The organism is Cloacibacillus porcorum (assembly GCF_001701045.1).
GTDB lineage: Bacteria > Synergistota > Synergistia > Synergistales > Synergistaceae > Cloacibacillus > Cloacibacillus porcorum.
Genome location: NZ_CP016757.1, coordinates 2,879,549 through 2,904,233 on the forward strand (window position 1 = coordinate 2,879,549; position 24,685 = coordinate 2,904,233).

Genomic DNA, 24,685 nt, shown 5'->3' on the forward strand with positions numbered 1-24,685 from the left:
TACAGTTATGATCGGAGTTGTAAAAATCGGCGGCGCGTCGGGAAACAGGCTCGAGCCGCTCATAGATGAGATCGCGGCGAGGAGCCGCGCCGGAGAGCGCTGGATCGTCGTACACGGCGCAAGCGGAGTAATGAACGACCTCTGCGCCGCACGCGGGCTCGAAATACGCATGGTGACCAGCCCCTCGGGCTATCGCAGCCGCTTTGTCGGAGAAAAGGAGCGCGAGCTCTTCCGCGAAGCCGCCCTCTCTTACGGCGCGCGTATTATGGAGATGCTCGCAGAGCGCGGCGTAAAGGCCGTTCAGGAGGACCCCGAGAACGCGCCCTACGCCACCGCGAAACGCAAGGATTTCCTGCGTGAGAGCGTGAACGGCCGCATGAGGATTCTGCGCGGCAACTACAGCGGCACGGTGACGAAGATAGAGCCATCGCCGCTGCTTGAAGCACTTGAGGGCGGCTTCGTGCCGGTCGTTCCCCCGCTCGCGCTCGACTCGGAGCTTGGTATTTCGCTGAATATCGACGGCGACCGTCTCGCGGCACAGATCGCGGGCGCGGTAAAGGCCGATTTTCTCATCATTCTATCGAACGTCCCCGGGCTCATGAAGGATATCGACGACCCGCAGTCGCTCATCGCAAAGGGCAGACTCGCGGATTGGGATATCATCGAACACTACGCGCAGGGCAACATGAAGCGTAAGGTCGTCGCCTGTAAAGAGGCTCTGGAGCTCTCGATACCTAACGTTTACCTCGCGGACGGCCGCGTGGCCAATCCCTTGGCAAACGCGATGGAGGGACATTCGACATGGCTGGTACGTTAAGCAGGCTCTACGGCGGGCGCGGCATCGCGCTCACATACGGCGAAGGCGCCTATGTATGGGACGGCGGCGGCCGCCGCTACATCGACTTTTTCAACGGACACGGGGCGGCGCTCTTCGGCCACGCCAATCCGGTGCTGATGGAGGCGCTGAGCGAGGCGTCCCGCGGCGTCTGGAGCTGCGGCGCTGGATACGAATCGCCGGTACGCGAGGAGCTGGCCGCCATCCTCGGCGGTGAGCTAGGCGACGGTATGGTATTTTTATGCAACAGCGGCACCGAGGCGATCGAGGGGGCGCTCAAACTCGCGGCGGCGCTTGGCGGCAAACGCCATGAGATCATAGCCTGCCGCCGGGGTTTCCACGGCAGGAGCTGCGGCGCGCTCGGCCTCACCTTCAACCCGAAGTACCGCGCCCCCTTCGCCTCACTGATCCCTGCGGCGAAGCATTACGCTCCGGAGGATATTCCCGCGAAGATCAGCAACGAGACGCTCGCGGTATTCATAGAGCCGGTTCAGGGAGAGGGCGGCGTCTATCCCATTCCGGAGGAGGTGGGGCGCGCCATCACCGAAAGCTGCCACGCGCATGGCGTACTGCTGATCGCCGACGAGGTGCAGAGCGGACTCGGCCGCTGCGGCTCATTTTTCGCCTCTCCGGCGAGGGGGCTCGCCCCCGATATTATCTGCCTCGCCAAGGGGCTCGCTGGCGGCATGCCGGCGGGAGCCGTGATCTGGCGCGGCGAGCTTGGAGATTTCCCGCCGCATTCCCACGGCTCGACATACGGCGGCAACGAACTGACCGCGCGCGTCTCGCTCGCGGCGCTGAAATACATAAAGGAAAATAATCTCTGCGCCCACGCCGCGAAGGTCGGCGCTTTCATCCGAGAGGAGATCCTGCGGAGAAATATCCCCCTCGTCAGCGACGTACGCGGCGCAGGGCTGCTGATCGGCGTCGAGACTGATATCCCCTCTCAGGATATCGTTAAGGCGCTGCAGGAAAACGGCCTGCTCTCGCTCGCCGCGGGACCGCGTGTCGTACGTTTCCTTCCCTCCTTCGCGGTCACGGAGGAGACGGCGCGCGAAGCAATAGACATCTTTGAAAAGACGATGAACGGCATCCAGGCACAGCGCGGCGCCGGACGCACACAGCCGGAGGGCAGATAGATGCGCCTGCCGGAATCAGTCGGACTTCTCGTGGATATCGTCGCCGTACCAAGCCCGACCGGCCACGAGGAGGACGCGGCGCGGATGCTCGCCGACCGCCTGCCGCGCTTCGGCTGGGAGACCTCGCACCTCGACGGCGCCGGTTCGGTGATCGCCACGCGAGGAAACGGCGATAAGGAGCTCGTGCTGCTCAGCCATATCGACACCGTCCCCGGCGGCCCCAAGCTCTTCGTCAACGAAGAGAGGATCGAGGGGCGTGGTTCAGTCGACGCGAAGAGTCCCTGCTGCGCCCTCGCGGTAGGCGGCGGCGCAGTCGAAGTGCCGGAAGACTGGCGCATCACGTTTGTCGCCGCCGTCGGCGAGGAGATCGATTCGCGCGGCGCCCGTTTCCGTATGCCGCTTCACGAGCCGGCGGCCCTCGTCGTCGGCGAACCGACGGGCAGCAACGGTGTCGCCCTCTCATACCGCGGGCGCATCCTCTTCTCTTTTGTTGCGGAGGACAGCGGCGCGCACCGCTCCGGCAGCCCCGGACCGATGTCGGATACCGTGCTTGCCGCCGCCTCGATGATGCAGATAACGGAGAACATGGGCAAGGGTTATTCAATAGCGATCATGGAGATGGAGGGACACGAGGCGGGGAAACGTTCAGCCTCTATCACGATGGACCTGCGCACCCCCATCGGCGCGCAGCAGGACGAGCTGGAGCTGCGGCTCCGCGAGACGGCGGCCGCCTTCGGCGTCGGCCTGAAGGTGATCGAATATGTGCCGCCGCATGAGGTGCATAAGTCGGACCCCGTCATCCGCGCCTTCCGTACGGCAATACGCGACGTCACTGGCGAGCCGCCGCGCGTGCTTGCGAAGCAGGGCACCTGTGACTTCAACGTGCTCTCCACCTGGGGCTGCCCGATGGGAGCCTTCGGCCCCGGAGACTCAAAATATGACCACAGCTCTAATGAGCAGATCGAGATAAAGGAGTTCCTGCGCGGCGTCGAGGTCGTGAAGGGTGCTCTGCCGAAAATAATGGCGGCAATAGCGTAAGCGGCGCTTATCTCTTGGCAGAGATTGCGAATACGGTATTTCCCCATCACAGTTTCCCCACAATTATGCTGTATAATAGAGGCTACAGGATAAGATGAAGGGGGCGTTTTGAATGAGACTTAGAAGAGGATTTGCCGCGCTTTTTGCCGCACTGACGGTTATGACGGCCGGCGCCGCTTTCGCCCATCCGCCGACGGACGTCAACGCCGTCTGGAATAAAGACAACGGAACGCTGACCGTTACAGCGGCGCATCAGGTAAATGACAGGACGAAGCACTACGTCATGACGCTTGTCGTAAAAGAGGGCAGCAAACAGCTGCAGATGAAAAAATACACGGAACAGCAATCCAACGAAGGCTTTTCCGACACCATACCGCTCAGTGGTGTAAAACCGGGAACACAGCTAACGGTCGAGCTTACCTGCAATATTATGGGAACAGCGGAAAAGACGATAACGGTCCAGTAAGAAATTGTTGCCGCAATAGTGAAGAGCAAGAGGAGGCTTACGCGCCTCCTCTTTTTTATGTTTCTTGAAATCCCCCGGCTATGCCGGGGGTTCATTTAGCTTATAGCTATGCTCATAATCTCCTCTGCCGTAAGATTAAGAAGGTCCGTCAACCATCTTAAATAACGTACAGAGGAGGTCCAATATGGACAGTGAGACATTAGCACATACAAAATGGAATTGCAAATATCATATAGTATTCGCACCAAAATTCAGACGACAGCTTATATACGGTAAGATAAAAAGCGAAGTTGGTAAAATCTTAAGAAGCCTTTGTGAAAGAAAAGAGATAGAAATCATTGAGGCTGAACTCTGCTCAGACCATATCCATATGTTGATTTCCATACCACCGAAATATAGCGTCTCTCAAATTATGGGATATCTGAAAGGGAAGAGTTCGCTTATGATATTTGATAAGTTTGCGCACATGAAATATAAGTATGGCAACAGGCATTTCTGGTGTAGAGGCTACTATGTAGATACTGTAGGCCGCAACCAGAAGAAAATAGCAGAGTATATAAGGAATCAACTTCGCGAAGATTACCAATCGGATCAATTGACACTATTTGAGCCAACGGACCCGTTTACGGGTAAACCGGTAGAAGCAGGCAAGAGAAATCCCAGGAAGCCCCTTTAGGGGCTGCCCGGGAAAGTGTGCGGTTGGCGGACTTCATGCTCGTTTAGAGCTGCTGGAAATAGGCCCTTATAGGGCCTGGACATACCACCGGCTATGCCGGTGGTCCTGATTACCGCGATATCCCGGAATATATACAAGCGAAAAAAATTTAGTCTTTGTCCGTGACCTTTCCGTCGTACCAGTAGTATCTTGTGACAGGCTTCGCATCGGCCCCTACGAGCGCCTCGGCCGCGCCGAACCATGAGACGGCGGTCTTTACCGGATTCCCGTACCTTACGCGCAGCGGCGCGTCGATACGCGGCCCGTATTCGCGCGTCTCGCCCGGCTTAAGCAGCCCTTCGAAAAGAACATCTTTTCCGATGCTGAACTTTATCCAGATAACGCCCTTCGCGCTCACCTTAATCAGCGGCGCGGCAGCTGCCTGAACCGCCGGTGCTGGTACCGCGGTAGCGGACGGTATTTGATCCGGTGAGATCGCCGGCTTAGCAGCAGCCGGAGCCTTGCCGTCCATCCAGCCAAGATCGACCGAGGCAGGCCCCGGCTGCGGCTGGCTCTGGACGGAAACGTCGGCGCTTGCCGCCTCCGGCTGTGTCTCCTTTTGATCCACCATCGCGGCGGTGCCGCCCTCAAGCGGCGTCGTCGCCTCGTTTGTGATCTCACCCCGGTACTGCCAGGTTATCCAGGCCGCTGCGCCGAGCGAAAGGATCACGATAATATAGACCCAAATGTGCGACCTGTGCCGGAATACCTTCGGGTTGCTGGTGTAACTGGCCTCCGCGTCATCCTGCCGGTAGGCGCTCAGGGCCTCGTTTTCTTTTTTCGTCAGGCGGTCGTACCGCTCCCAGAGGTCTCCCGCGTTGAGATACTCGCAGTACTGCCTCAGGAAACTGCGGCAGAACGGGCCTTTGGGAAGCCTGTCGAGCTGCCCCTCCTCTATCGCCGCCAGATGTTTTTTCTGTATCTTCGTAGCGTTCCAGGCATCGTCAAGCGTCAGTTTCTGCGCCTCGCGCAGCTCCCGGAGTTTTCGCCCCAGCTCCGCCGATACCTCTGTCGCCTTCTTGTTTTCGTCTTCATTTTGCGAGGAATTTGCTCCTGGTGCCATGCAGCTTACCCCCTTTGTACCGATCTGCGCATCTCCTTTATTACCTCCGAAGGTTCAGGCTGTCCAAAGACCGCGCTGCCCGCGACCACGGCGTCGCAGCCCGCCGCCGCTATCTCCGCGACGTTCTTCGGCCCTACTCCTCCATCCATTTCGATCAGATATCCCCATCCACGCTCGCTGCGCACTTTGGACAGCCAGCGGACCTTATCAATCGTCTCCGCGATAAAAGACTGCCCCCCGTAGCCGGGATTGACGGACATCACAAGGACGAGGTCCGCCATATGAAGCACCGGCAAAAGCGGCTCCGCCGCGGTACCCGGATTTATCGAGACGCCAGCCATCACGCCGGAGTCCTTTATCTTCTGCAGCACGCGGTGGATATGTTTCGCGGCCTCCAGATGGACCGTCAGCAGAGTCGCTCCCGCGGAGAGAAACATATCAAGGAAATCCTCCGCCGGCTCGACCATAATATGTACGTCAAGAAACACCTGCGGATACCTTTTGCGCAGCGCGCTGACGAGCGCCGGTCCATAAGAGAGGTTCGGGACAAAGTGCCCGTCCATGATATCTACATGGAGCCAATCGGCTTCGCCCTTAAGCTCTCCGATGTGACGCTCCATATTGAGGATATCAGCGGACAGCAGAGAGGGGGCGATGATGATCTCCCTGCCATTTTTCAGCTCTTTTAGTTGTAACGGTCCTGCCATACAAAATCTCCTCCAAGGAAAATCGTTATGCGCGCCTCGCCCGTATAGGGAACGTTCATTGAGATGTATTCTCCACTGTTAGCCATGCCGTCCTTCAGCACCCTTGTGCCAGAATCGTCTGTCATCTCTATCTTCAGGGACAGCGGCTTGGTGAGCGGCGGCACCTGATAGCGCACCTTTGCGTTCTTAGTCGGCGCGGCTGGCTCCGCGGGGGCTGGTTTCGGCGTCGGCGCAGGGGCCGGCGTCTCCGCTTTAGGAGTCTCGGTCTTTACAGGCTCCGTCTTCGCGGGTTCGGTCTTTTTTATCACAGGTTCTTCGGTGGCCGGAATCTTGGAAGGTATCGTCGTCGGCGCGGCCTCTTTTATCACGACCTTCCGCACCGCCTCGGCACGTTCTTTATCCTGATCGTTAGAGGGCGGAACGTCGGGGGCTGCCTCCGAGGCCAGCGGCTCTCTCGCAAAGGTAAGATTCACCAGCGAACCGGCGGGGACCTTTGCCCCACCCTTCGGACGCGACGAAAGTACGCTGCCGATCGGCATCGAGGTTGAGGGCGCGTCCGCCGTTTGTCCCAGACGCAGTCCAAGCTGCTCTATCATCGCGATAGCCGACTCCTGATCCTGCCCGCGAAGGTCCGGCATCGTCACAAATGAACTCTCGCCGCTTGTGCCGCTGCTGACGAGCAGGCTTACCATACAGTTGGCCGCTACCTGCTGAGGAGAGGCGGGATTCTGCGCGATGATCGTGCCCGAGGGTTTCAGCCTATCCGTGACCCGCGTTATCTTATCGACCTTAAATCCTGCTTCGCTGAGTTTTTTGACGCCCTCCTCGAACTTAAGCCCGCGGACGTCGGGGATCGGCTGTATCGCGCCCCCCTTGCTCACTCGCAGAAGGACGACCTTCCCCTTGGAGACCTTTTCTCCGGCGGAGAGGTTTTGTGAGACAACGGTATCCGCCGGCATCGGGGAATCGACCTTGTCCACCTTAGCCAGCAGCCCCCTCTCCTGCAGCGCGTCAACGGCGTCGACGAGCTGCATTCCTGTGACGGACGGCACCTCGGAATCCTTATCCTCAATGAAGACCATCTTTATTCCGATATATGCGCAGCCTATTATCACAAGAAAAGCGAGTATCATTCCCCAACGGTGAATTCTGCCCATTGAACCAACCTCCGTTTATTTCCTCTTCGCAAGAAGCGTCATATAGAATCCATCGACCCACGGCAGCGACGGCATGACCGTCGTTCCGTAAGGCTTGCCCTTTACCATGAATTTAGCCGTACGCTCGGCTGGCAGCTCGATAAGCTCCGGATGGCGGGCCATGACGTCGGCGATGACCTTTTCGTTCTCGTCACGGAAGAGGCTGCATGTGCTGTAGACTATGATCCCGCCGGGCGCAGCCAGGGATACGGCGCGTTCCAGCAATTGCTTTTGCAGAACGCTGTTCTGCTGCACCTGCTCTGGTGAACAGCGCCATTTGCTCTCGGGGTGACGGCCCCAGGTGCCGCTTCCGGTGCAGGGGGCGTCAAGCAGTATCGCCGACGGCGCCTCGTCGGGAACGAGGGAGAGAGAGTCACCCGTTTTGAATGTCACCCTGTCCTCGGTATGCATACGCATCATCTCAAACCTGGCGGACTTTATCTTGCCCTCAGAAATATCCCAGGCCTCTATATGCGCCTCGGGAAGAATATCCGCGAGCTGTCCAGTCTTAACACCGCGTCCGCAGCACATATCAAGTATCCGGCCGCCCTTCCAGCGTTTGGCGATCAGTTCTGGAACGAGCATCGACGATTCGCTCTGCGGCATGATCCGCCCCTCGCCAAAACCAGGAAGATCGACCGGGTAAGGGTTAGCCGCCGTACGGACGGAAAATTCCAGAAATGGCGACGCCCACCCTTTGCGCCCGGAGGCGTTGTATTCCTCGATATATTGGCTGCGGTCCACCCCACGCGAAAGGCGCAGGGAGAGATAGGTCTTCATGCCGCTCGCGCGCACAAGCCTCTTCGCCTCGGGAATCGAAAGCTCTTTCGACCACAAGGCGGCGGCCCAGCCGGGTACGCCCCAGTAAAGGGCCTGATCCCTCAGAGCGCTGCTCTTTTTAAGGCCTTCGATAAACTTCTGCGATTCGTCGGCGACCGTGTGGAGCACAGCGTTGACAAGTCCGATATCCCTCGTCTCGCCGCTGTTTTTTATCGCCTGCACCAGTCCGTTTATCAGGACCGGCAGCGCGAAATGCTTAAGCTCCACGATACCCGCGATACCGATCATCAGCGCGTTCATCGTGAGCGGCGGCAGTTCGCGCGGATTGCGCTTGCAGTATTTGAGCAGCACTGTCTTCCACAGGCTCTGCCGCCGCAGCGTGCAATAGACAAGCGTCGCGGCAAGTTTGCGGTCCGCTGGCGCGATGTTGTTATACACCTTCCTCAGCGCCTCTGAGGCAAACGCCCCATTCTGCACCTCTCCATATATTGTAAGAGCGGCCTCTAATCCCCTCATATAATCAACCCCTTATCACGAGAGAAAGGATGTCGCGTAACATCTTTTCTCAACAACCTCTATTATACTATACGAAAAAGATAAAAATTCAGGCGGCATGGCCGCCAGCGGCCACAAGGCAACTGCTCCCCGTACGGGGAGCAGTTCTAATTTTACTTTCCTGCGATTTTCGCGCCCACGACGCAGGCAAAACAGCCGCGGCAAATCCGTGAAGGGCCGGCCTGGTATCGGTGAGAGGAAAAAGAGGATGTTATTTTCATCGCTGCTCAGCCTAAAAAATACGCCGCGCGAAGGCTTTTAATCGCGGCGCATATTGCGCAGCGCAAGCAGACGCACAAGCTGCAGCACTGTCATCACCAGCGCCGCCACGTAGGTCAGCGCCGCCGCGTCGAGCACGGACTTAGCGCCGCCGAGCTCGCTCCCCGAAAGGGTGTTCGTCTCGCTCAGCAGCTTCAGAGCCCTCGCGCTCGCATCAAACTCAAGCGGCAGGGTCACGAGGTGAAAGACGAGCACGCCGCAGAAGAGCAGGATGCCGACGTTGAGCAGATTCAGCGAGCCAAAAATCAGCCCGATAAAGAACAGCGGCATCGAGAGCGTCGAGCAGAGCTGCACGCCAGGTGCGATCGCGTTGCGGAACTTCAGAAAGCCGTAGCCCTCCTTGTCCTGTATCGCGTGGCCGACCTCATGGGCGGCGACGCCGATAGCCGCGATGCTGCGGCTGGAATTTACGCTGTCAGAAAGGCGCAGGACCTTCGAGCGGGGATCGTAGTGGTCCGTCAGCTCGCCGGGTACGCGCTCAATCTTGACGTTCGTCAGTCCGCGGCGGTCAAGCAGCATACGCGAGACCTGCTCCGCCGAGACTCCGCTCATGGCGCGGACTTCACTGTATTTCGCAAAAGCGCCCTTGACCTTGAACTGGGCCCACATCGAGAATATCAGGGCCGGAATCAGCACGATGATCGTCGGGTCGAAAAACGGATAGAACATCCGTGGCACCTCCTAATCTGGTTTCTATATATTATAGTCTAATTTGGTCAATTTTATTTGCCGACGCCGTAAAAATCAGCAATTTCATTGACGACGCGCTCCTGCTCCTCGGGCAGCAGCTCGGGGAACATCGGCAGCGCGAGCACTTCGTCGGCAAGCATCTCCGACACGGGGAAATCGCCTTTGGCGTAGCCGAGATATGAGAAGCAGTGCTGCAGATGGAGCGGCAGCGGATAATAGACGCGAGAAGTTACGCCGCGCTCGTCGAGGAACTTCTGAAGCTCGTCGCGCCTCTGCGCGCGAATGACATACTGATGGTAGACATGGCGTCCTCCAGCAAGCTCCGCCGGCGGTGTGATAAGCTCCAGCAGTCCCTTCTCGGCGAAGAGCGTCATGTAACGTTCGGCGACGATGCGGCGTTCCTCGTTCCAGCCCTCAAGGTGGCGCAGACGCACACGGAGGATAGCCGCCTGCAGCGCGTCGAGGCGGCTGTTGATGCCGACCTCTTCATGAAAATAGGTCTTGCCCGCGCCGTGAACGCGAAGGTTCTTTACGCGCTGCGCAAACTCTGGATTATCGGCTATGGAGACCATACCGCCGTCTCCGTAGCAGCCGAGGTTTTTCGTCGGGAAGAAGGAGAAGCAGCCCATATCGCCGACGGAGCCGCTGCGCGCTACGCGGCCGTCAATCATCCTGTGGGCGCCGATGGCCTGCGCACAGTCCTCGATGAGCGCTATACCGCGGCTTTTCAGTTCGTCTTTTATCTCCTCTAGAGGACACATCTGCCCAAAGAGGTGAACGGGAAGCACCGCCCTCGTCCGCGGGGTGATCTTTGCAAGAATATCTTCGCTCTTTATATTGTAGGTAACGGGGTCGACATCGGCGAATACCGGCGTCGCGCCGTTGCGCGTAATGCAGCTTACGGTGGCGAAGAAGGTGAAGGGAGTCGTTATCACCTCGTCGCCCGGCTTCAGGTCGAGCGCCATCAGCGCGAGCACGAGGGCGTCGGTGCCGGAGGCGCAGCCGACGGCGTTCTTCACCTCCAGGTAGGCGGCGATCTCTTTTTCAAGGGCCTCCACCTCGGGGCCGAGTATGAAGTGCTGAGTATCGAGCACCCGGAGGACGGCGACATTTACCTCCTCTTTTACACGCGCATAGTTCCTTGTCAGGTCAAAAGACGGTATCTTTGTATTTTCTGTCATGATATTACCTCCGTTCAATCTTTTTTTCTTGAATCGGGCACTTCAAGCGCCCGATGCGAATGGTGCAGATGCTCCCTCATATGCTCCTGCGCCCTCTCCTTGTCGCGCTGGGCTATCGCGCGAAGGATCGCCCGGTGTTCCTGCGAAGAGTAGTTATCCTTCTCGTCAAACTGGTCGTAGAAGAAGATATAGACGTTGGTACGAAGCATGATGTTGTCGATATACTCACAGAGCACATTGTTCTTTCCCGACTCCGCGATGAGGCGGTGGAAGGTGTTATTTGCCTCAAGAAAGGCGTCGAGATCCTTATTTTCAAAGGCGCTCTCCTCGGAGCGCAGCACCTCTTCCAGCCGTTCAAGCACACGGCGGTCCATGCCGTTGCGGCAGGCGAGCTCCACGCTGAGGCTTTCAAGATATTCGCGCACATTATAGGCGTTTTCCATCTCGTTCACCGTCGGGGCCGCCACTCTCGCGCCGCTGTTGGGGACGATCTTGACCAGCCCCTCGTTGGCAAGACGCCGCAGCGCCTCGCGCACGGGAGTCCTGCTCACTCCCATCTCTGTCGCAATCTTTACCTCGAGCAGTCTCTGCGCCGGCTTCAGCTCCTTGCTGACGATCTTGCCGCGCAGATCGAGATAGACAAAATCCGAAGATGTGTTATATATCCTGGAACGCTGCATCATTACAAAATAATCCCCCTACTTGATGTTGCCCTGCTGCGATAAACTCTTCCTTTAAATTGCCCCGTATAAAATTTTCAGCCTCCGCGGCGGGCGCGGAGAATGCACGCAAGAGCCGTTGACTCTCGCTGTGTAGTACAAGAACAACTAATCTTAGCATAAAATCCCGTATCCGCAACATATCCCCGCTGTAAGTCGGCACCGAAACCACCAAGCAAAAACAGCTTATAGAGCTGTCCGCCGGTTAGCGCAGATCAAAAAACGCCGATTTAGTTTTGCCGCACCGGCCCCCGAGCCAATATCTGGGGCCAGGGGCAAAACCAGGGCGGCGGATCTGCGCATCTGCCCGACATACAAGCAGCAAAATCGGCCTTTATGTTGCCACAATAACTGAAAAAGAAGTAGAATAGCCCCATGAGTAAACGACTGATAGTATTGTTTTTATCATTCTCCACAATAATCGCCTACGGCTACGCACTCGGGGGCCTCGGGAGCTATGCGATGGGTGTACCGAAGCCGCTGCCGATCGCCGCGGGGCTCATCGGCGGCACGTTCTGCGCCTATCTAGCGCTGAAGATCTGGCGTCTCTATCTGGCGGAGATCGAGGCTGAAAACCGGCGTATGGAGGAGGCGCGTGAAGGAGACCACGAGGAAGACTTATAACTTGCCAGTCCCACAATTTGAAAACAAATATAGTTGACTCAAGCCATTAATTCATGTTACGATTATGGACAGAGTCAACTATTTTTGTTGTAGGGAGATAGTTATTATATGAATAACAAGATGGACACAGTCACGGAAATAAGGGCTTTCAACCGTTTTTATACAGAGATAATCGGGCTGCTCGGCCAGCATATACTTGATTCCGGCTACTCGCTCACAGAGGCGCGCGTACTGCTTGAAATCAGCAGGACAAAGAACGCCGCCGCCCACAAACTCGCGGATGTTCTTGGCGTCGACCGCAGTTATATGAGCAGAATCATCGCCAAGTTTGAGAAAGAGGGGCTGATCACGCGGCAGGCAAATAAGAACGACAGCCGCGCAAGCGACATCCGCCTGACGGACGAGGGGAGGCGCGTCTTTCGCGAGCTTGACGAGCGTTCAAACTGCCAAATAATGCAGCTCGTCTCCGGCCTCGGAGAGGAGGAACAAGCCCAGCTCCGGCAGGCGATGAAGACGATAAAAAAGTTTCTCAACACTGCGCCCGCCACATTAGTTATCCGTCCGTTCCGTGAGTCCGACGTGGAGTATGTGATAGAGAGACAGCTGTCGCTCTACGAGACAGAGCGGGGCTTTTCCTCTGACATCTGGAAACGCTATCTGAGAGAGGGCGTCCTCACATTGATAGGCCGCTTCAATCCGGAATTGGATAATATGTATATCCTGGAAAATAACGGCGCCCCCGCGGGCGGCATCGCGGTCACACACGCCGATGCGGAGACCGCGCAGCTGCGCTATTTCTTTATCGAACCGGAGCTGCGCGGACTTGGGGCGGGGCAAAAACTCTTTGAAACGGCGCTCGCCTTTTGCCGCGAAAGGGGTTACCGCCGCGCGTTCCTGTGGACGGTCAGCGCCCAGGAGGCGGCAAGAGGCCTTTACGCGGCAAATGGCTTCAAAATCACCGAGACCGGAGAAAACTCCGAATGGGGCGTCCCCGTACTTGAGGAGCGCTGGGATCTGGATCTGTAATGACACCTGGCAGCAGAAGGGAGAAGCCGCGGTGAATATTGGCGCCCAACTCTAAAAACTATTCGTCAAAGATAGAGACGATCTCGCCATCCAGGATACGGTTCATATTTCTGACGGCGCAGAAGTTGCCGCACATGCTGCAGGTATCTTCTCTCTCCGGCTTTGATTCGGCGCGGTAGCGCCTCGCCTTTTCAGGGTCTATCGCCAGCGTGAACATCTTTTCCCAATCAAGCTTTTTACGCGCGAGGCTCATGTCGCGATCCCAGTCCGCCGCGCCGGGCACGCCCTTGGCGATGTCGGCGGCGTGCGCCGCGATCCGCGCGGCGATTATGCCCTCTTTGACGTCGTCTACGTCGGGCAGGCGCAGATGTTCGGCGGGCGTCACGTAGCAGAGGAAGGCGGCGCCGTTCGCGGCGGCCAGCGCGCCGCCTATCGCGGAGGTGATATGGTCATAGCCGGGGGCGATGTCGGTGACGATCGGGCCGAGCACGTAGAAGGGAGCTCCGTGGCAGAGGGTCTTTTCTATCTCCATATTCGCCGCGATCTGGTTCAGCGGCATGTGGCCGGGCCCCTCTATCATCACCTGCACGTCTCTCGCCCAGGCCCGTTTTGTCAGCTCTCCAAGCGTTATCAGTTCACCGATCTGCGAGGCGTCGGTGGCGTCCGCGATACAGCCGGGACGGCAGGCGTCGCCCAAGCTCAGCGTCACGTCATATTCGCGGCAGATGTCGAGCAGTTCGTCGAAGCGTTCGTAGAAGGGATTCTCATTGCCGGTCATCTCCATCCAGGCGAAGATTATCGAGCCGCCACGGGAGACGATATTCGTCAGGCGCTTATTTTTTTTGAATTTTTCCGCCGTCTCTCGGTTGATGCCGCAGTGGACGGTCATGAAATCGACTCCGTCTATCGCGTGCATGCGCGCGATGTCGATCCACTCCGCCGCCGTGATCTGCGCCAGCGGCTTGTTATAATAGACCACAGCGTCATAAATCGGCACGGTGCCGATCATAGCTGGACATTTTTCCGTCAGGCAGCGGCGGAATTTTCTCGTATCTCCGAAGGAGCTGAGGTCCATGATCGCCTCCGCTCCCATTTCGACGGCGCTGCGCACCTTCTGAAATTCCATCTCCAAGTCGGTCATATCCCGAGAGGTGCCGAGGTTGACGTTGATCTTCGTCCTGAGCATCGAGCCAAGCCCATTTGGCGAGATCGCGGTGTGCAGTCTGTTGCAGGGGATTATCGCCCGTCCCTCCGCCAGCAGCCCCATCAGCTTTTCCGCCTCGATGTGCTCCTTCTCCGCGACCGCCTTCATCTCACTCGTAATGATACCTCTGCGCGCCGCCTCCATCTGCGTCCGATATTCCACGTGCCATCACTCTCTTTCTATAAGTAAGCGGGGGAACACCCGAACCGGCATTCCCCCGCTAAAAGACATATATGCTATCTTCCTACGGCGGCATTACCCGCATCAGGTGTAAGGGTCGAAGTTCGATTACTTCCTCTCAGCCTGCTTCGCAAGCTCCCCTGTATTGTTATCTAATTAGAGCATTAACAGAAATCTTTGTCAACTATGGATAGTCAAGCGATTTAGCCGCCCGATATAGAAAAGGAGGCCGCCCGCGGGCGGCCTCTCATGTACGGCTAAAGATAGGACTGCTACTGCGCGAGAAAATCCGCCGCGAACTGCGCCGCAAGCGCCGCCCCCATCGGGAGTATCTTCTCGTCGACCGTGTAGCATTCGTGGTGGTTGGACATCCCCGAGCCGGGGACATTTTCGCTGCGTCCGCCAATGAAGCCGTAAACTCCCGGGGCTTTCTCCATGAGGAAGGAGAAGTCCTCCGAGCCCATCAGCTTTTCAAAAGGAGCCAGCACCTCTTCGCCGAAGAGCTTCACCGCCGCGCCGCGCGCCGTCTCTACGACCTGTTCGTCGGAATTTATCACGGCGGGACAGAGGTATTTGTATTTAAGCTCCGCGGTGCAGCCGTAACCGGCCGCCACATCTTCGGCGGTCTTTCTGATCATCTCCTCCATCTTCAGGCGAAATTTCGGGTCAAAGGTACGCACCGTGCCATCCATGACGGCCTTGTCGGCGATGATGTTGAAACGCTGTCCCGCGTCAAATGTACCGACGGTAAGGACGAGCGAGTTGAGCGGGTTGTTCACACGGCTGACGATCGCCTGCAGCGCCATGATAACGGCGGAGGCGGCGGCGACCGCGTCGCGTCCCAAGTGCGGCGCAGAACCATGGCTCGCCTCGCCCCTGACCGTCAGCGTGAACATATCACAGGAGGCCATACGCTCACCGCGTTCGATGTTAACCTTTCCGGCGTCGAGCTGACCCCATACATGCGCGCCATATACCGCGTCTACGCCATCCATCAGCCCGCGGGCGACGGCGTCCTTCGCGCCGAGGGCCAACTCCTCGGCCGGCTGGAAGAAGAATTTCACCGTACCGTGAAGTTCATCGCGTATCTCCGACAGTATCTTTGCCGCGCCAAGCTGTATCGCGATGTGGGCGTCATGTCCGCAGGCGTGCATCTTGCCCTCGTTCTGCGAGGCAAAGGGAAGCCCCGTCGCCTCTTTTACTGGCAGAGCGTCGATATCGGCCCGCAGCAGCACGGTAAGGCCGGGCTTAGCGCCCTTCAGCGACGCTACGCAGCCGTACATGCCGTCGAAGCGCTCAACGGAGAGTCCCATCGCCTCAAGGTCCTTTATGATGGCCTCAGTCGTCTCCGCCTCATGCTCCGTAAGTTCCGGATGAGCATGGTAATACCGGCGCCTCTCCACTATATAGTCGTTGTATTTCGCGGCCAGAGCCTTGATGTCAGCAGCCATTATCCCGCCGCCCTTTCATCTGTAAAATCTTTCGCGAACTGCGCGTAGAGGGCCGCGCCGCGGTGCAGCGCATCCTCGTCAACGGTGAATTTGTCGCTGTGGTTGGAGTAGGTGATACCCTTCGAGGGGTTGAGCGCGCCGATGAAGCCATAGAAGCCGGGAACCTTCTCCATAAAGTAGGCGAAGTCCTCCGAACCGGTGAGCCGCGGCATCGTCGTCAGTACCTTCTCGCCGTAGAGCTTCACGGCGGCGTTTCTCGCGATCCTGTTCAAATCGTCGTGGTCGTTGATGATGGGGCCGGGGAAGCGGTCGTACTGGAACTCGGCCTCGCAGCCGAGAGCCTCCGCGGTGTTCTTAATGATCTTTTCAAGCTGGCTGTCGATCGTCTTGCGCAGTTCGCGCGAGTAGGTGCGCACCGTACCCTCCATCACCGCCTCGTTCGCAATGATGTTGAAGCGCTGTCCGGCGTGTACCGTGCCGACGGAGACGACGAGCGTGTTGAGCGGGTCGTTGACGCGGCTGACGAAGGTCTGGAGGTTCATGATGATGGAGGCCGCAGCGACGACCGCATCATGGCCGAGGTGCGGTGCGGAGCCGTGGGCGGCGAGCCCGCGGACGGTAATTTTAAAGTTATCGCAGGAGGCCATGCGCCCGCCCGGCTCAAGGCTCATGAGCGGCGCGTCGAATACGCCCCAGATGTGCATGCCGAAGATCGCATCGACGCCGTCAAGACAGCCCTTTTCGACATAATATTCAGCTCCGTGGCAGGATTCCTCGGCGGACTGGAACATAAGCTTTACCGTTCCGTGGATATCCTCACGCATCTCCATGAGAATCTTTGCCGCACCAAGCAGCATCGCGATATGGGCGTCGTGTCCGCAGGCGTGCATCTTTCCCTCGTTTTCCGAGGCAAAAGGCAGGCCCGTCTTCTCCGTCGAGGGCAGCGCGTCTATGTCGGCGCGCAGCATTACTACCGGTCCAGGTTTGCCGCCCTTGATAGTCCCGATGAGGCCGTAATAGTCGGGGAAAGTCTCAACGGCGATCCCCATCGCCTCAAGTTCGCCCTTGATCGCCGCCGTCGTCTCTTTTTCCTCAAACGAAAGTTCGGGGTGGGCGTGGAACCGGCGTCGCTGGGCGACGATGTAATCGTTGTGCCTTTCGGCAGCTTCTTTTATGTTCATTTCAAGCCTCCTAAAACGTTCTCCGCCGACGCTGACGCGCCGACGGAGGTTTACAGCTTAAAGCAGTCCGATAAATATACCGGCGATAACAACCGAGGTGATCGTGACCGTCACAAAGCCGCCGACGATCATCTGCGGCAGCATCGAGTCAAGCAGGTACTGATGCTCTTCGGGAGTCTCCGCGAGAGCCTTGACCGACTCCTCAGTGAGGATGTAGTTTGGCGGGAAGCCGTATAGCGCCGTCAGCGATGTTGCAAAGGCCATCTCCCAGCTTACTTTCAATATCCTCCCGACGAGGATCGAAAGCACCGCCATGCCCGCAACGCCGACGACGATGATCGTCAGCATCGGCCCGATACACTCGCCGAGCATCTGCGGCGTTGCGTCCTTGAGTCCGGCGAAGACGAAGATCATCAGCACATACATGAGGAATCCATAGGAACCGGCCTTATGCAGCGCGTTCTTCTCCAGGAAGCCGAGCTCGGTGAAGATGATACCGAAGAGCAGCGCGATAACCGCCATGTTGATGCCGGTCACCTTTGCCACAAGGCTCGCGAGCCAGGCTGAGAACATCAGCTTCGCGAGGATGAGGGCCGTCGTCGAATATTTCGCGGGGACTTCGGGGAAGATACGGTACTTCAGAACGTCGCTCGTCGCCATGTTGCCGACGGTGGTGTCTACTTTCTCGTTTTTGTTCACCTGGACCTCGCCGCTGCGGTACTTCGCCAGCAGGCGGCGTCCCTCAAGCTTGAGACAGACGGCGGTCAGCGGATAGCCGAAGAACCCCTGCACCGCGTACATCGCGATCGCAAGCACGGCGGCCGTCGTGAGGCCCTTTTCCGCGGCGGCGCTGTTCATCATCGTCGCGGCGACGATGCCGCCCGTAAGCGGCGGAAGTCCGGCGATGACGTAGGCGCGGCCGACAAGCGGGATGCAGATGAACCAGCAGAGGGCAACCATGCCCGCAAGCCCCGCGAGCGTGATGCAGATTATCTTCCACTGGTCAAGCAGCTGCCGGATGGAGATGATCGTCCCCATATGGGTGATGCAGAGCATGATGACGAGCGTGCCTCCGAGCGGCGCGCCCATCCCCGCGAGAGCCACGATGTCCTTCGGGAAGAAGGTCCAGTAGCCGAAGAGGAAGAGCGTCGCGATGACGAAGACCGAGGGAATCCATGCCTTTGTCTTGGTACCGACAAACTCGCCTATGTAATAGACGACAGCAAGAACTAAAAATGCCACAATACTGCTCATAAAAATACCTCCTATACAAATGTTATTGCGTAGAGTTATTTTACCGTATTTACCATGGTATGTACGTATTTATCACGTAAAAGTTTTTTAATCACATATTTCCATATAATCTGCCAAAGTTTTGCATAAAAATTTATATTTCCGCAGGAAAATTTTTCCCAAAATTGAGCGCTTTAGCTGTACAATTGGAGGAGTTATGTGTTTGCATAATTCCCTTTGAACAATGAGAGGAGTTTTCTGTTAAATGAAGGTCACAGAAGAGATACGGAATTTTAAGGCGGAGTCGATCAGCGCCAAGGGCATCGAGGAACTGAAAGAGGCGTCGCGCGAGGCGCGCGTCTGGGCAGTCGTCGCAACAGCGGCGGCAAAGAGCGGACATCCCGCGGGAGCGCTCTCGTCAATGGATATTTACATGACGCTGCTCGGCGCGGCGAACGTCACGCCCGCGCTCGCGGACTCGCCGGAGCGCGACCGCATAGTCGTCAGCCACGGCCACACCTCGGCGGGCTTCTACGCCGCGCTCGCCGAATACGGCTTTTTCCCCGCGCATGAGATGGCGGCGAACTTCCGCCGCGCCGGCAGCCCCTATCAGGGACATGTCGAACGCGACGTCCCCGGCGTGGACTGGGGAACGGGCAACCTCGGGCAGGGACTTGCGGCGGGCGTAGGATTCGCGCTTGCGGCGCGCGCCCGCGGTTCACAGGCGCACAGCTGGGTCGTCATGGGCGACGGCGAACAGGTCAAGGGACAGGTCGCCGAGGCGCGCAGGCTCGCGGCGAAAGAAAAACTGACAAACCTCACCGCGCTCGTCGACTGGAACGACATCCAGATAAGCGGCCGCCTGGAAGAGGTCATGCCCGTCAACATTCCCGCCCTCTGGGCCGCCGACGGCTGGCAGGTCGTCGAATGCGACGGCCATGATTATAACGCGCTTTACAGGGCGATGAAGGCTGCGAAAGAGGCCTCCGTGCCGACGGTCATCCTCTGCCGGACGACGATGGGCAAGGGCGTATCCTTCATGGAAAACATTCCCGATTACCACGGAAAGCCCGCCGCCGGTGAAAAACTCGAACAGGCCCTCAAAGAGCTCGGCAGCGACATCTCCCTCTTTAACGCGGTGCTCGAAGAGCGTAAGGGGCCGCTCCCCAAGGGACGCCACGTCGCTCCGGAAAAGCCGGCGCTTGAACTCGGAGTCCCACACACCTATACAAGGGAAGATAAAAAGGACAACCGCGGCGCCTTCGGAAAGGCTCTCGCGGAGGTCGGAGAGCTCAACTATAAAAAGGCGGACGCGACGCCGATGCTCGTATTTGACTGCGACCTCGCCGGTTCGGTGAAGGTCGACAGCTTCGCGAAGCTCTGCCCCGACAACTATGTCGAGGCCGGCATCCAGGAGCATATGACGGCGACCGCCGCCGGCGCGGCCTCGGCCGCGGGAGTCGTCTCCGTATGGGCCGATTTCGGCGTCTTCGCGAGCGACGAGGTCTATAACCAGCAGCGGCTCAACGACATCAACCGCGCCGGTACGAAGACGGTGCTCACCCACTCCGGCCTCGACGTCGGCGAAGACGGCATGACGCATCAGTGCATCGACTATGTCGGCCTCTTCCGCAACACCTTCGGCTGGAACGTCGTCGTTCCCGCAGACCCGAACCAGACAGACCGCGCGACGCGCTGGATGCTGACTGAGCCAGGCAATATCTGCCTCGCGATGGGACGCAGCGTGCTCCCCGTGGTCACAAAAGAGGACGGAACACCCTTCTACGGCGGGGACTATGAGTTCCGCGACGGCGCGATAGACCTGCTGCGCGAGGGAACCGACGTCGTCATCCTCGCAATGGGACATCTCGCGGGCCGTGCCGTCGAAGCGCACGAGGCGCTCGCGAAAGAGGGGATCAGCGCCAAAGTGCTACACTGCGCGACGCCGCTCACAATGGATAAGGAGGCGCTCTTCGCGCTCGTCGGGGAGCTGCCGCTTCTCACCTGCGAGGACCACCACGCCGACACCGGCATCGGCGCCGTCGCCGCGATGGCCTTCGCGCGCGCCGGCAAAGCGGTCAGAATAAAGAACCTCGGCGTAACACGCTACGGGCTTTCAGGCTCGAACAGCGACGTCCTCGCCGATATGGGGCTCACCGCCGCCGGCATCGCCGCCGGGGTGAGGGAACTGCTTAAATGATCCAGGCGGGAGATCTGGTATTCATCTGGAACCCCAAAAAGGGAGACAGCTTTCTCGTCAAGGTCCAGCCCGGGCAAAGCCAGGGCACTCACTTCGGGCAGATAAAACACGCCGAGCTCATGGAGCACGACTACGGCGAAGGTATCCGTACGCCGAAGGGCGAGGTCTACTTTCTGCTGCGGCCGACGCTCGGCGAGTATACCCGCCGCCTTAAAAGGCAGACGCAGATCGTCTTTCCCAAAGAGGCGGGCTTCATCATCGAGCATCTCAACATCTTCCCCGGCTGTACCGTCGTCGAGTGCGGCACCGGCTCCGGCAGCCTCTGCTGCACCTTCGCCCACTTCGTCGGCGACACGGGAAAGGTCTGCACCTATGACCGCCGTGAAGAGTTCTCCGCGCTCGCGCGCAAAAACGCCGAAAAATGGGGCGTCGCGCACCGCATAGAATTCAACGTCCGCTCGCTTGACGAGGGCTTCAAAGAGCGCGGCGCGGACGCCGTATTCCTCGACGTACCGACGCCGTGGGACTATATCGACAAGGCCTATGAGGCGCTCGCCCCGGGAAACCACCTGGGGATACTCGTGCCGACGACGAACCAGATATCAGATACGCTGCGCGCGCTGCAGGAATTCGGCTTCGCCGACGTGCAGGTGGTCGAGATAATGCTCCGTTATTTCAAGACGGAGCCGAACCGCATCCGCCCCGAGGATATGATGATCGGACATACCGGCTATCTCATCTTCGCCGTCAAGACGCTGCCCCTGCCGGAGATAAAGCCGGCGGAGAGTGCGGAAACGGCGGAAGAAAGCGCCGAGCCCTGCGGTAAAGCGGCGGAGGCGGCCTCTCCGGCCGAGACAGAACAGACGGAGAATAGCGAACAGGTATTTTAAATTGACAGAAAAGAGGCTGCTCCTGCATATATGCTGCGCGCCCGACGCCACCGTTCCGTGGCCCTCGCTGATCGGCGAGGGCTGCGAAACGGTGGGATATTTTTACGGCGGCAACATCCATCCAAAAATGGAATATGACAGGAGAGCGGCCGCGGTCTCCGCGCTGGCCGAACAGACCGGCGCGGAGCTCTTTTTGGCGGACTATTCGCCGGAGCCGTGGTTTGAGGCGGTGCGCGGTCTCGAAAAAGAGCCGGAGCGCGGGGCCCGCTGCGAAAAATGTTTCGCGCTGCAGCTGGAGGCCGCCGCCGAGTGGGGCGCCGCCCACGGCTTCACGCACCTCTGCACGACGCTCACCATCAGTCCGCACAAAGATGTAAATCTCATCAACGAGATCGGCGCGCGCGCCGCCGCGGCCCGCGGCCTCGTGTGGGTGGAGAGGGTCTGGCGGAAAAACGACGGCTTCAAGCGCTCCGTCGAAATAAGCAAAGAGCTCGGCCTCTACCGGCAAAACTACTGCGGCTGTATTTTTTCCCAGAACATAGAGTTATAATTATTTGATAAACCGAGTTGACATGACAGCTCCCTGCGATAGACACGGGGGAACGGTTTTTGCTGTCAAAGGCTCTCCTGACGGAAACCTGACAGAAATCATAATAAGGCTGCTGACCAGAGGTGAGGTAAATGACAGACAAACCTGAAACAAAACTTCCCTCGGGAAAACTCTCGCCCGAGGCGCTCAAACGCAACGTATTGTCATATAACGGCGCGCCGCGCCCCGAGGTGCTGATCGGCCCCGGCGTCGGCGAGGACGCCGCCGTCATCAAATGGCCCGAGGGAAAATATATGGTATTCGCCTCCGACCCCATCGTCGGGGCGGAGAGCGGCGCGGGGCGGCTGCTCGTAAGGATAAATTCAAACGACATCGCATCCAAGGGCGGCGATCCAGCCTATCTCGCCGTCACGCTGATACTGCCGCCATCCTTCGGCGAGGAGGGCGCGGCGCGCATCATGCGCGAGATCGACGAGGAGTGCCGCGCACAGGGTATCGCAGTCGCCGGCGGTCACACGGAATTCAACGACCGCTACGACCGCCCCGTCATCATGGGGGCGCTCGTCGGCACCGCGGACAAGGTGATGCGCGCGAAGGACATCTCCGAGGGCGACCTGCTGATAGTGACCAAGCACATCGGTATCGAAGGCATGTCCATACTGGCGCTCGACCGCCCGGATCTGCTGTCGCCCTTCATGAGCAAGGCGGAGATCGCCGAGATACTATCATGGTCCGAGATGACCTCGGTGCTTGCGGAATCGCGCCTGCTGCGTCCCTTCGCGAAATTCATGCACGACCCCACGGAGGGCGGCTTTATGGGCGGCCTTGACGAGATATGTTCACTCTGCGGACTGCGCGCCGAGCTTGACCGCGAGTCGCTCGCGATACATCCGCTGACGCGGCGCGCCGCCGAAAACCTCAGTTTCGACCCGCTGCACCTCATCGCCTCCGGCAGCATGCTCGCCGTGGTGCCCGAACGTCACGCGCAGGAGGCGCTCTCCGCGCTGGCGGCGGCGGGGATAGAGGCGGCCGTCGCGGGGCGCATGGGCGGCAAGCTGGAAGCGCCGCTGCCCGAACCGGCGGAGGAGCTTTGGCGGCTGCTCAAGATGGAGAAAAAAGATGCGCGCTGACATCCTGCGCCGCACGGAAAAACTCGCCGCGGCACTCAAAAAGCAGGAAGCGGACGCCTTCGTAATTCTCTCGGACGAAGACGTCAACTGGGAGAGCCTCTTTTACATGAGCGGCTTTCGCGGGACGGCTGGGGCGCTCGTGGTATTCGCGGACGGAGAGGCCGAGCTGATCCTCGACGGCCGCTACGCCGTGCAGGGACGTGAACAGTCGCCGCACAAGGTATATGAACAGCGGTCAAGCCTCGTGAGCGACGTCGCCGAGAGCCTTAAAAAACACGGCTCAAAGGAGATACTCTGCGAATCCGACAAGACCTTCCACGGCACCTGGGAAAAACTCTCCGCCTGCGGCCTCTGGCGCGACGGCGGCGAAATAATAAAAGAGCTGCGGCGGCAAAAGGACGCCGGAGAGGTGGAAGATATAAAGAGGGCCGCCTCGATTGGTGCCAAAGCATTTCTTGAGGCGCTTGACTGCGTGAAGCCAGGTATGACGGAAAAAGCTTTCGAGGCGCTGCTGAACTACAAGATAAACCTCCTCGGCGGCGGCGCGGGTTTCGATATGATCGTCGCCTCCGGCCCGCGCAGCGTCATGCCCCACGGACGCGCGAGCGAAAGGCCGATGGCGGCGGGAGAATGGGTCACCGTAGACTACGGAGCGCGCTGGAACGGCTATTTCTGCGACATCACGCGCAACTTTTCTCTCGGAACGCCGAGCGCCGAGGCCGCGGCGATGCACGAGCTACTCCACAGGGTCCATGACGAAACCGCGGCGATGCTGCGCGCCGGAGTATCAGGCACCGCGGTCCATAACAGGGCCGTCAGCATCTTCGCCGCCGAGGGTAAGGAGCGGTATTTCACCCACAGCCTCGGCCACGGCTTCGGCCTCGAGATACACGAAGCGCCTCTGCTTTCGCCGCGACGCGACGACATCCTGCGGGCGGGCGACGTCGTGACCATCGAACCGGGGCTCTACATTCCCGGCTTCGGAGGCATGAGGCTCGAGGACGACTACCTCGTCACAGAAGATGGTGCTGAGAGATTAACGAAAGAGTTAAATCAGTGTTTTTACAGTATTTAAAATTAAATTAAAACTGTTATAATAATTCTTAGTTTTTTAAGGTTAAAAATCTTAAATTAACCAAAGGAGAGGGTAAATTATGAAAAAGTATGTCTGCACAGTATGCGGTTATGTATATGATCCCGAAGTCGGCGATCCCGATTCCGGAATAGCCCCCGGCACAGCCTTTGAAGACATCCCCGACGGATGGGTATGTCCCGTCTGTGGCGTCGGCAAAGACATGTTCGAATAAAAATCACGGCGTATAAGCACCGCTGACTTCACAAAACATTACGGGAGATCCCTACAGCGTATCTGTATACGCTTCCGGGTCTCCCGTAATATTTTGCTTCGTCCTCGGCGCTTCTACGCCGTGATTTTTCATATATTCTAGGTTTAATATCTTGGCACAGCTCCGGTATCGGGGCCCAAAGTTATTTAGCGGACGGCACTTCTCCGCGCCGTTTTCTTCACGCTATATTTTACGCTTCCGGGTCTCCCGCAATATTTTGCTTCGCCATCGGCACTTCTCCGCCGTGATTTTTCATGTATTTAAAGTTTAGTATTTTAATACGGCTCCGGTATCGGGGCTTAAAGTT

At 58.4% G+C, this 24,685-nt stretch carries 24 protein-coding genes and 1 riboswitch; of the genes, 13 read left to right on the plus strand and 11 right to left on the minus strand.

From position 1 onward, the window contains the following. The first annotated feature begins 7 nt into the window (after positions 1–7). The 5 genes from BED41_RS13060 (at position 8) to tnpA (ending at position 4,154) form a co-directional block, all read left to right on the plus strand. Positions 8–817, plus strand: a complete 810-nt coding sequence (locus tag BED41_RS13060; RefSeq protein WP_066747164.1) for an amino acid kinase family protein — start codon at positions 8–10, stop codon at positions 815–817. Then, positions 802–1,974, plus strand: a complete 1,173-nt coding sequence (locus BED41_RS13065; RefSeq protein WP_066747167.1) for an aspartate aminotransferase family protein — start codon at positions 802–804, stop codon at positions 1,972–1,974. The genes BED41_RS13060 and BED41_RS13065 overlap by 16 nt, the downstream gene beginning before the upstream one ends. After that, complete coding sequence (locus BED41_RS13070) at positions 1,975–3,012, plus strand: M20/M25/M40 family metallo-hydrolase (RefSeq protein WP_066747175.1); 1,038 nt, start codon at positions 1,975–1,977, stop codon at positions 3,010–3,012. Positions 3,013–3,124: 112 nt separating this feature from the next. Further along, the gene (locus tag BED41_RS13075; RefSeq protein WP_066747178.1) at positions 3,125–3,478 is read left to right on the plus strand and encodes a hypothetical protein; all 354 of its coding nucleotides are present in this window, start codon (positions 3,125–3,127) and stop codon (positions 3,476–3,478) included. Positions 3,479–3,662: 184 nt separating this feature from the next. Continuing rightward, the gene (gene tnpA, locus BED41_RS13080) at positions 3,663–4,154 is read left to right on the plus strand and encodes an IS200/IS605 family transposase (RefSeq protein ID WP_066747181.1); all 492 of its coding nucleotides are present in this window, start codon (positions 3,663–3,665) and stop codon (positions 4,152–4,154) included. 148 nt (positions 4,155–4,302) lie between these two features. Here tnpA and BED41_RS13085 read toward each other — a convergent pair whose 3' ends face one another. From BED41_RS13085 to BED41_RS13115, 7 genes are all read right to left on the minus strand, one after another. Beyond that, complete coding sequence (locus BED41_RS13085; protein WP_066747183.1) at positions 4,303–5,256, minus strand: helix-turn-helix domain-containing protein; 954 nt, start codon at positions 5,254–5,256, stop codon at positions 4,303–4,305. A gap of 5 nt (positions 5,257–5,261) precedes the next feature. Continuing rightward, on the minus strand, positions 5,262–5,963 hold the full coding sequence (gene rpe, locus BED41_RS13090; RefSeq protein WP_066747186.1) for a ribulose-phosphate 3-epimerase: 702 nt from the start codon (positions 5,961–5,963) through the stop codon (positions 5,262–5,264). After that, positions 5,942–7,120 (minus strand): PASTA domain-containing protein, encoded by a 1,179-nt coding sequence (locus tag BED41_RS13095; RefSeq protein ID WP_066747189.1) that lies wholly within the window; start codon positions 7,118–7,120, stop codon positions 5,942–5,944. Before BED41_RS13095 ends, rpe begins: the two co-directional genes overlap by 22 nt. Before the next feature lie 15 nt (positions 7,121–7,135). After that, complete coding sequence (locus tag BED41_RS13100; protein ID WP_066747192.1) at positions 7,136–8,455, minus strand: RsmB/NOP family class I SAM-dependent RNA methyltransferase; 1,320 nt, start codon at positions 8,453–8,455, stop codon at positions 7,136–7,138. Positions 8,456–8,752: 297 nt separating this feature from the next. After that, complete coding sequence (locus BED41_RS13105) at positions 8,753–9,442, minus strand: zinc metallopeptidase (protein WP_066747195.1); 690 nt, start codon at positions 9,440–9,442, stop codon at positions 8,753–8,755. A gap of 53 nt (positions 9,443–9,495) precedes the next feature. Then, complete coding sequence (locus tag BED41_RS13110) at positions 9,496–10,644, minus strand: DegT/DnrJ/EryC1/StrS family aminotransferase (RefSeq protein WP_066747200.1); 1,149 nt, start codon at positions 10,642–10,644, stop codon at positions 9,496–9,498. Positions 10,645–10,658: 14 nt separating this feature from the next. Beyond that, positions 10,659–11,327, minus strand: coding sequence for a GntR family transcriptional regulator (locus tag BED41_RS13115; RefSeq protein WP_084002465.1), 669 nt, complete (start codon positions 11,325–11,327; stop codon positions 10,659–10,661). A 411-nt stretch (positions 11,328–11,738) separates the two neighbouring features. Here BED41_RS13115 and BED41_RS13120 point away from each other — a divergent pair, with 411 nt between their 5' ends. Together BED41_RS13120 and BED41_RS13125 are read left to right on the plus strand one after the other, a co-directional pair. After that, positions 11,739–11,987, plus strand: a complete 249-nt coding sequence (locus BED41_RS13120; RefSeq protein ID WP_229712313.1) for a hypothetical protein — start codon at positions 11,739–11,741, stop codon at positions 11,985–11,987. Between the two features lie 108 nt (positions 11,988–12,095). Continuing rightward, entirely contained in the window at positions 12,096–13,013 is a 918-nt protein-coding gene (locus tag BED41_RS13125; protein WP_066747203.1) for a bifunctional helix-turn-helix transcriptional regulator/GNAT family N-acetyltransferase, read from the plus strand. 58 nt (positions 13,014–13,071) lie between these two features. Here the strand turns inward: BED41_RS13125 and thiC are convergent, their stop codons facing one another. From thiC to BED41_RS13145, 4 genes are all read right to left on the minus strand, one after another. Next, positions 13,072–14,379 carry a phosphomethylpyrimidine synthase ThiC gene (gene thiC, locus BED41_RS13130; protein WP_066747206.1) on the minus strand — a complete coding sequence of 436 codons (1,308 nt, stop codon included), beginning with the start codon at positions 14,377–14,379 and terminating at the stop codon, positions 13,072–13,074. Positions 14,380–14,440: 61 nt separating this feature from the next. Next, positions 14,441–14,549, minus strand: a riboswitch (TPP riboswitch). Between the two features lie 120 nt (positions 14,550–14,669). Beyond that, the gene (locus BED41_RS13135) at positions 14,670–15,848 is read right to left on the minus strand and encodes an amidohydrolase (protein WP_066747209.1); all 1,179 of its coding nucleotides are present in this window, start codon (positions 15,846–15,848) and stop codon (positions 14,670–14,672) included. Further along, positions 15,848–17,029: an amidohydrolase gene (locus tag BED41_RS13140; protein ID WP_066747210.1), complete on the minus strand. Its 1,182-nt coding sequence runs from the start codon at positions 17,027–17,029 to the stop codon at positions 15,848–15,850. The genes BED41_RS13135 and BED41_RS13140 overlap by 1 nt, the downstream gene beginning before the upstream one ends. Positions 17,030–17,086: 57 nt before the next feature. Then, positions 17,087–18,283, minus strand: coding sequence for a hypothetical protein (locus tag BED41_RS13145; RefSeq protein WP_157102359.1), 1,197 nt, complete (start codon positions 18,281–18,283; stop codon positions 17,087–17,089). 244 nt (positions 18,284–18,527) lie between these two features. Here BED41_RS13145 and BED41_RS13150 point away from each other — a divergent pair, with 244 nt between their 5' ends. From BED41_RS13150 to rd, 6 genes are all read left to right on the plus strand, one after another. Then, complete coding sequence (locus tag BED41_RS13150) at positions 18,528–20,462, plus strand: transketolase (protein ID WP_066747216.1); 1,935 nt, start codon at positions 18,528–18,530, stop codon at positions 20,460–20,462. Beyond that, positions 20,459–21,352, plus strand: coding sequence for a tRNA (adenine-N1)-methyltransferase (locus BED41_RS13155; RefSeq protein WP_229712314.1), 894 nt, complete (start codon positions 20,459–20,461; stop codon positions 21,350–21,352). Before BED41_RS13150 ends, BED41_RS13155 begins: the two co-directional genes overlap by 4 nt. 1 nt (position 21,353) lies before the next feature. Further along, positions 21,354–21,902 (plus strand): epoxyqueuosine reductase QueH, encoded by a 549-nt coding sequence (locus BED41_RS13160; RefSeq protein WP_066747219.1) that lies wholly within the window; start codon positions 21,354–21,356, stop codon positions 21,900–21,902. Between the two features lie 131 nt (positions 21,903–22,033). After that, positions 22,034–23,032, plus strand: coding sequence for an AIR synthase related protein (locus tag BED41_RS13165; protein ID WP_066747222.1), 999 nt, complete (start codon positions 22,034–22,036; stop codon positions 23,030–23,032). Then, a complete protein-coding gene (locus BED41_RS13170) occupies positions 23,022–24,107 on the plus strand; it encodes a M24 family metallopeptidase (protein ID WP_066747224.1) in 1,086 nt (361 codons plus the stop codon). Before BED41_RS13165 ends, BED41_RS13170 begins: the two co-directional genes overlap by 11 nt. Before the next feature lie 79 nt (positions 24,108–24,186). Further along, positions 24,187–24,339, plus strand: coding sequence for a rubredoxin (rd, locus tag BED41_RS13175; protein ID WP_066747226.1), 153 nt, complete (start codon positions 24,187–24,189; stop codon positions 24,337–24,339). Positions 24,340–24,685: the final 346 nt, after the last annotated feature.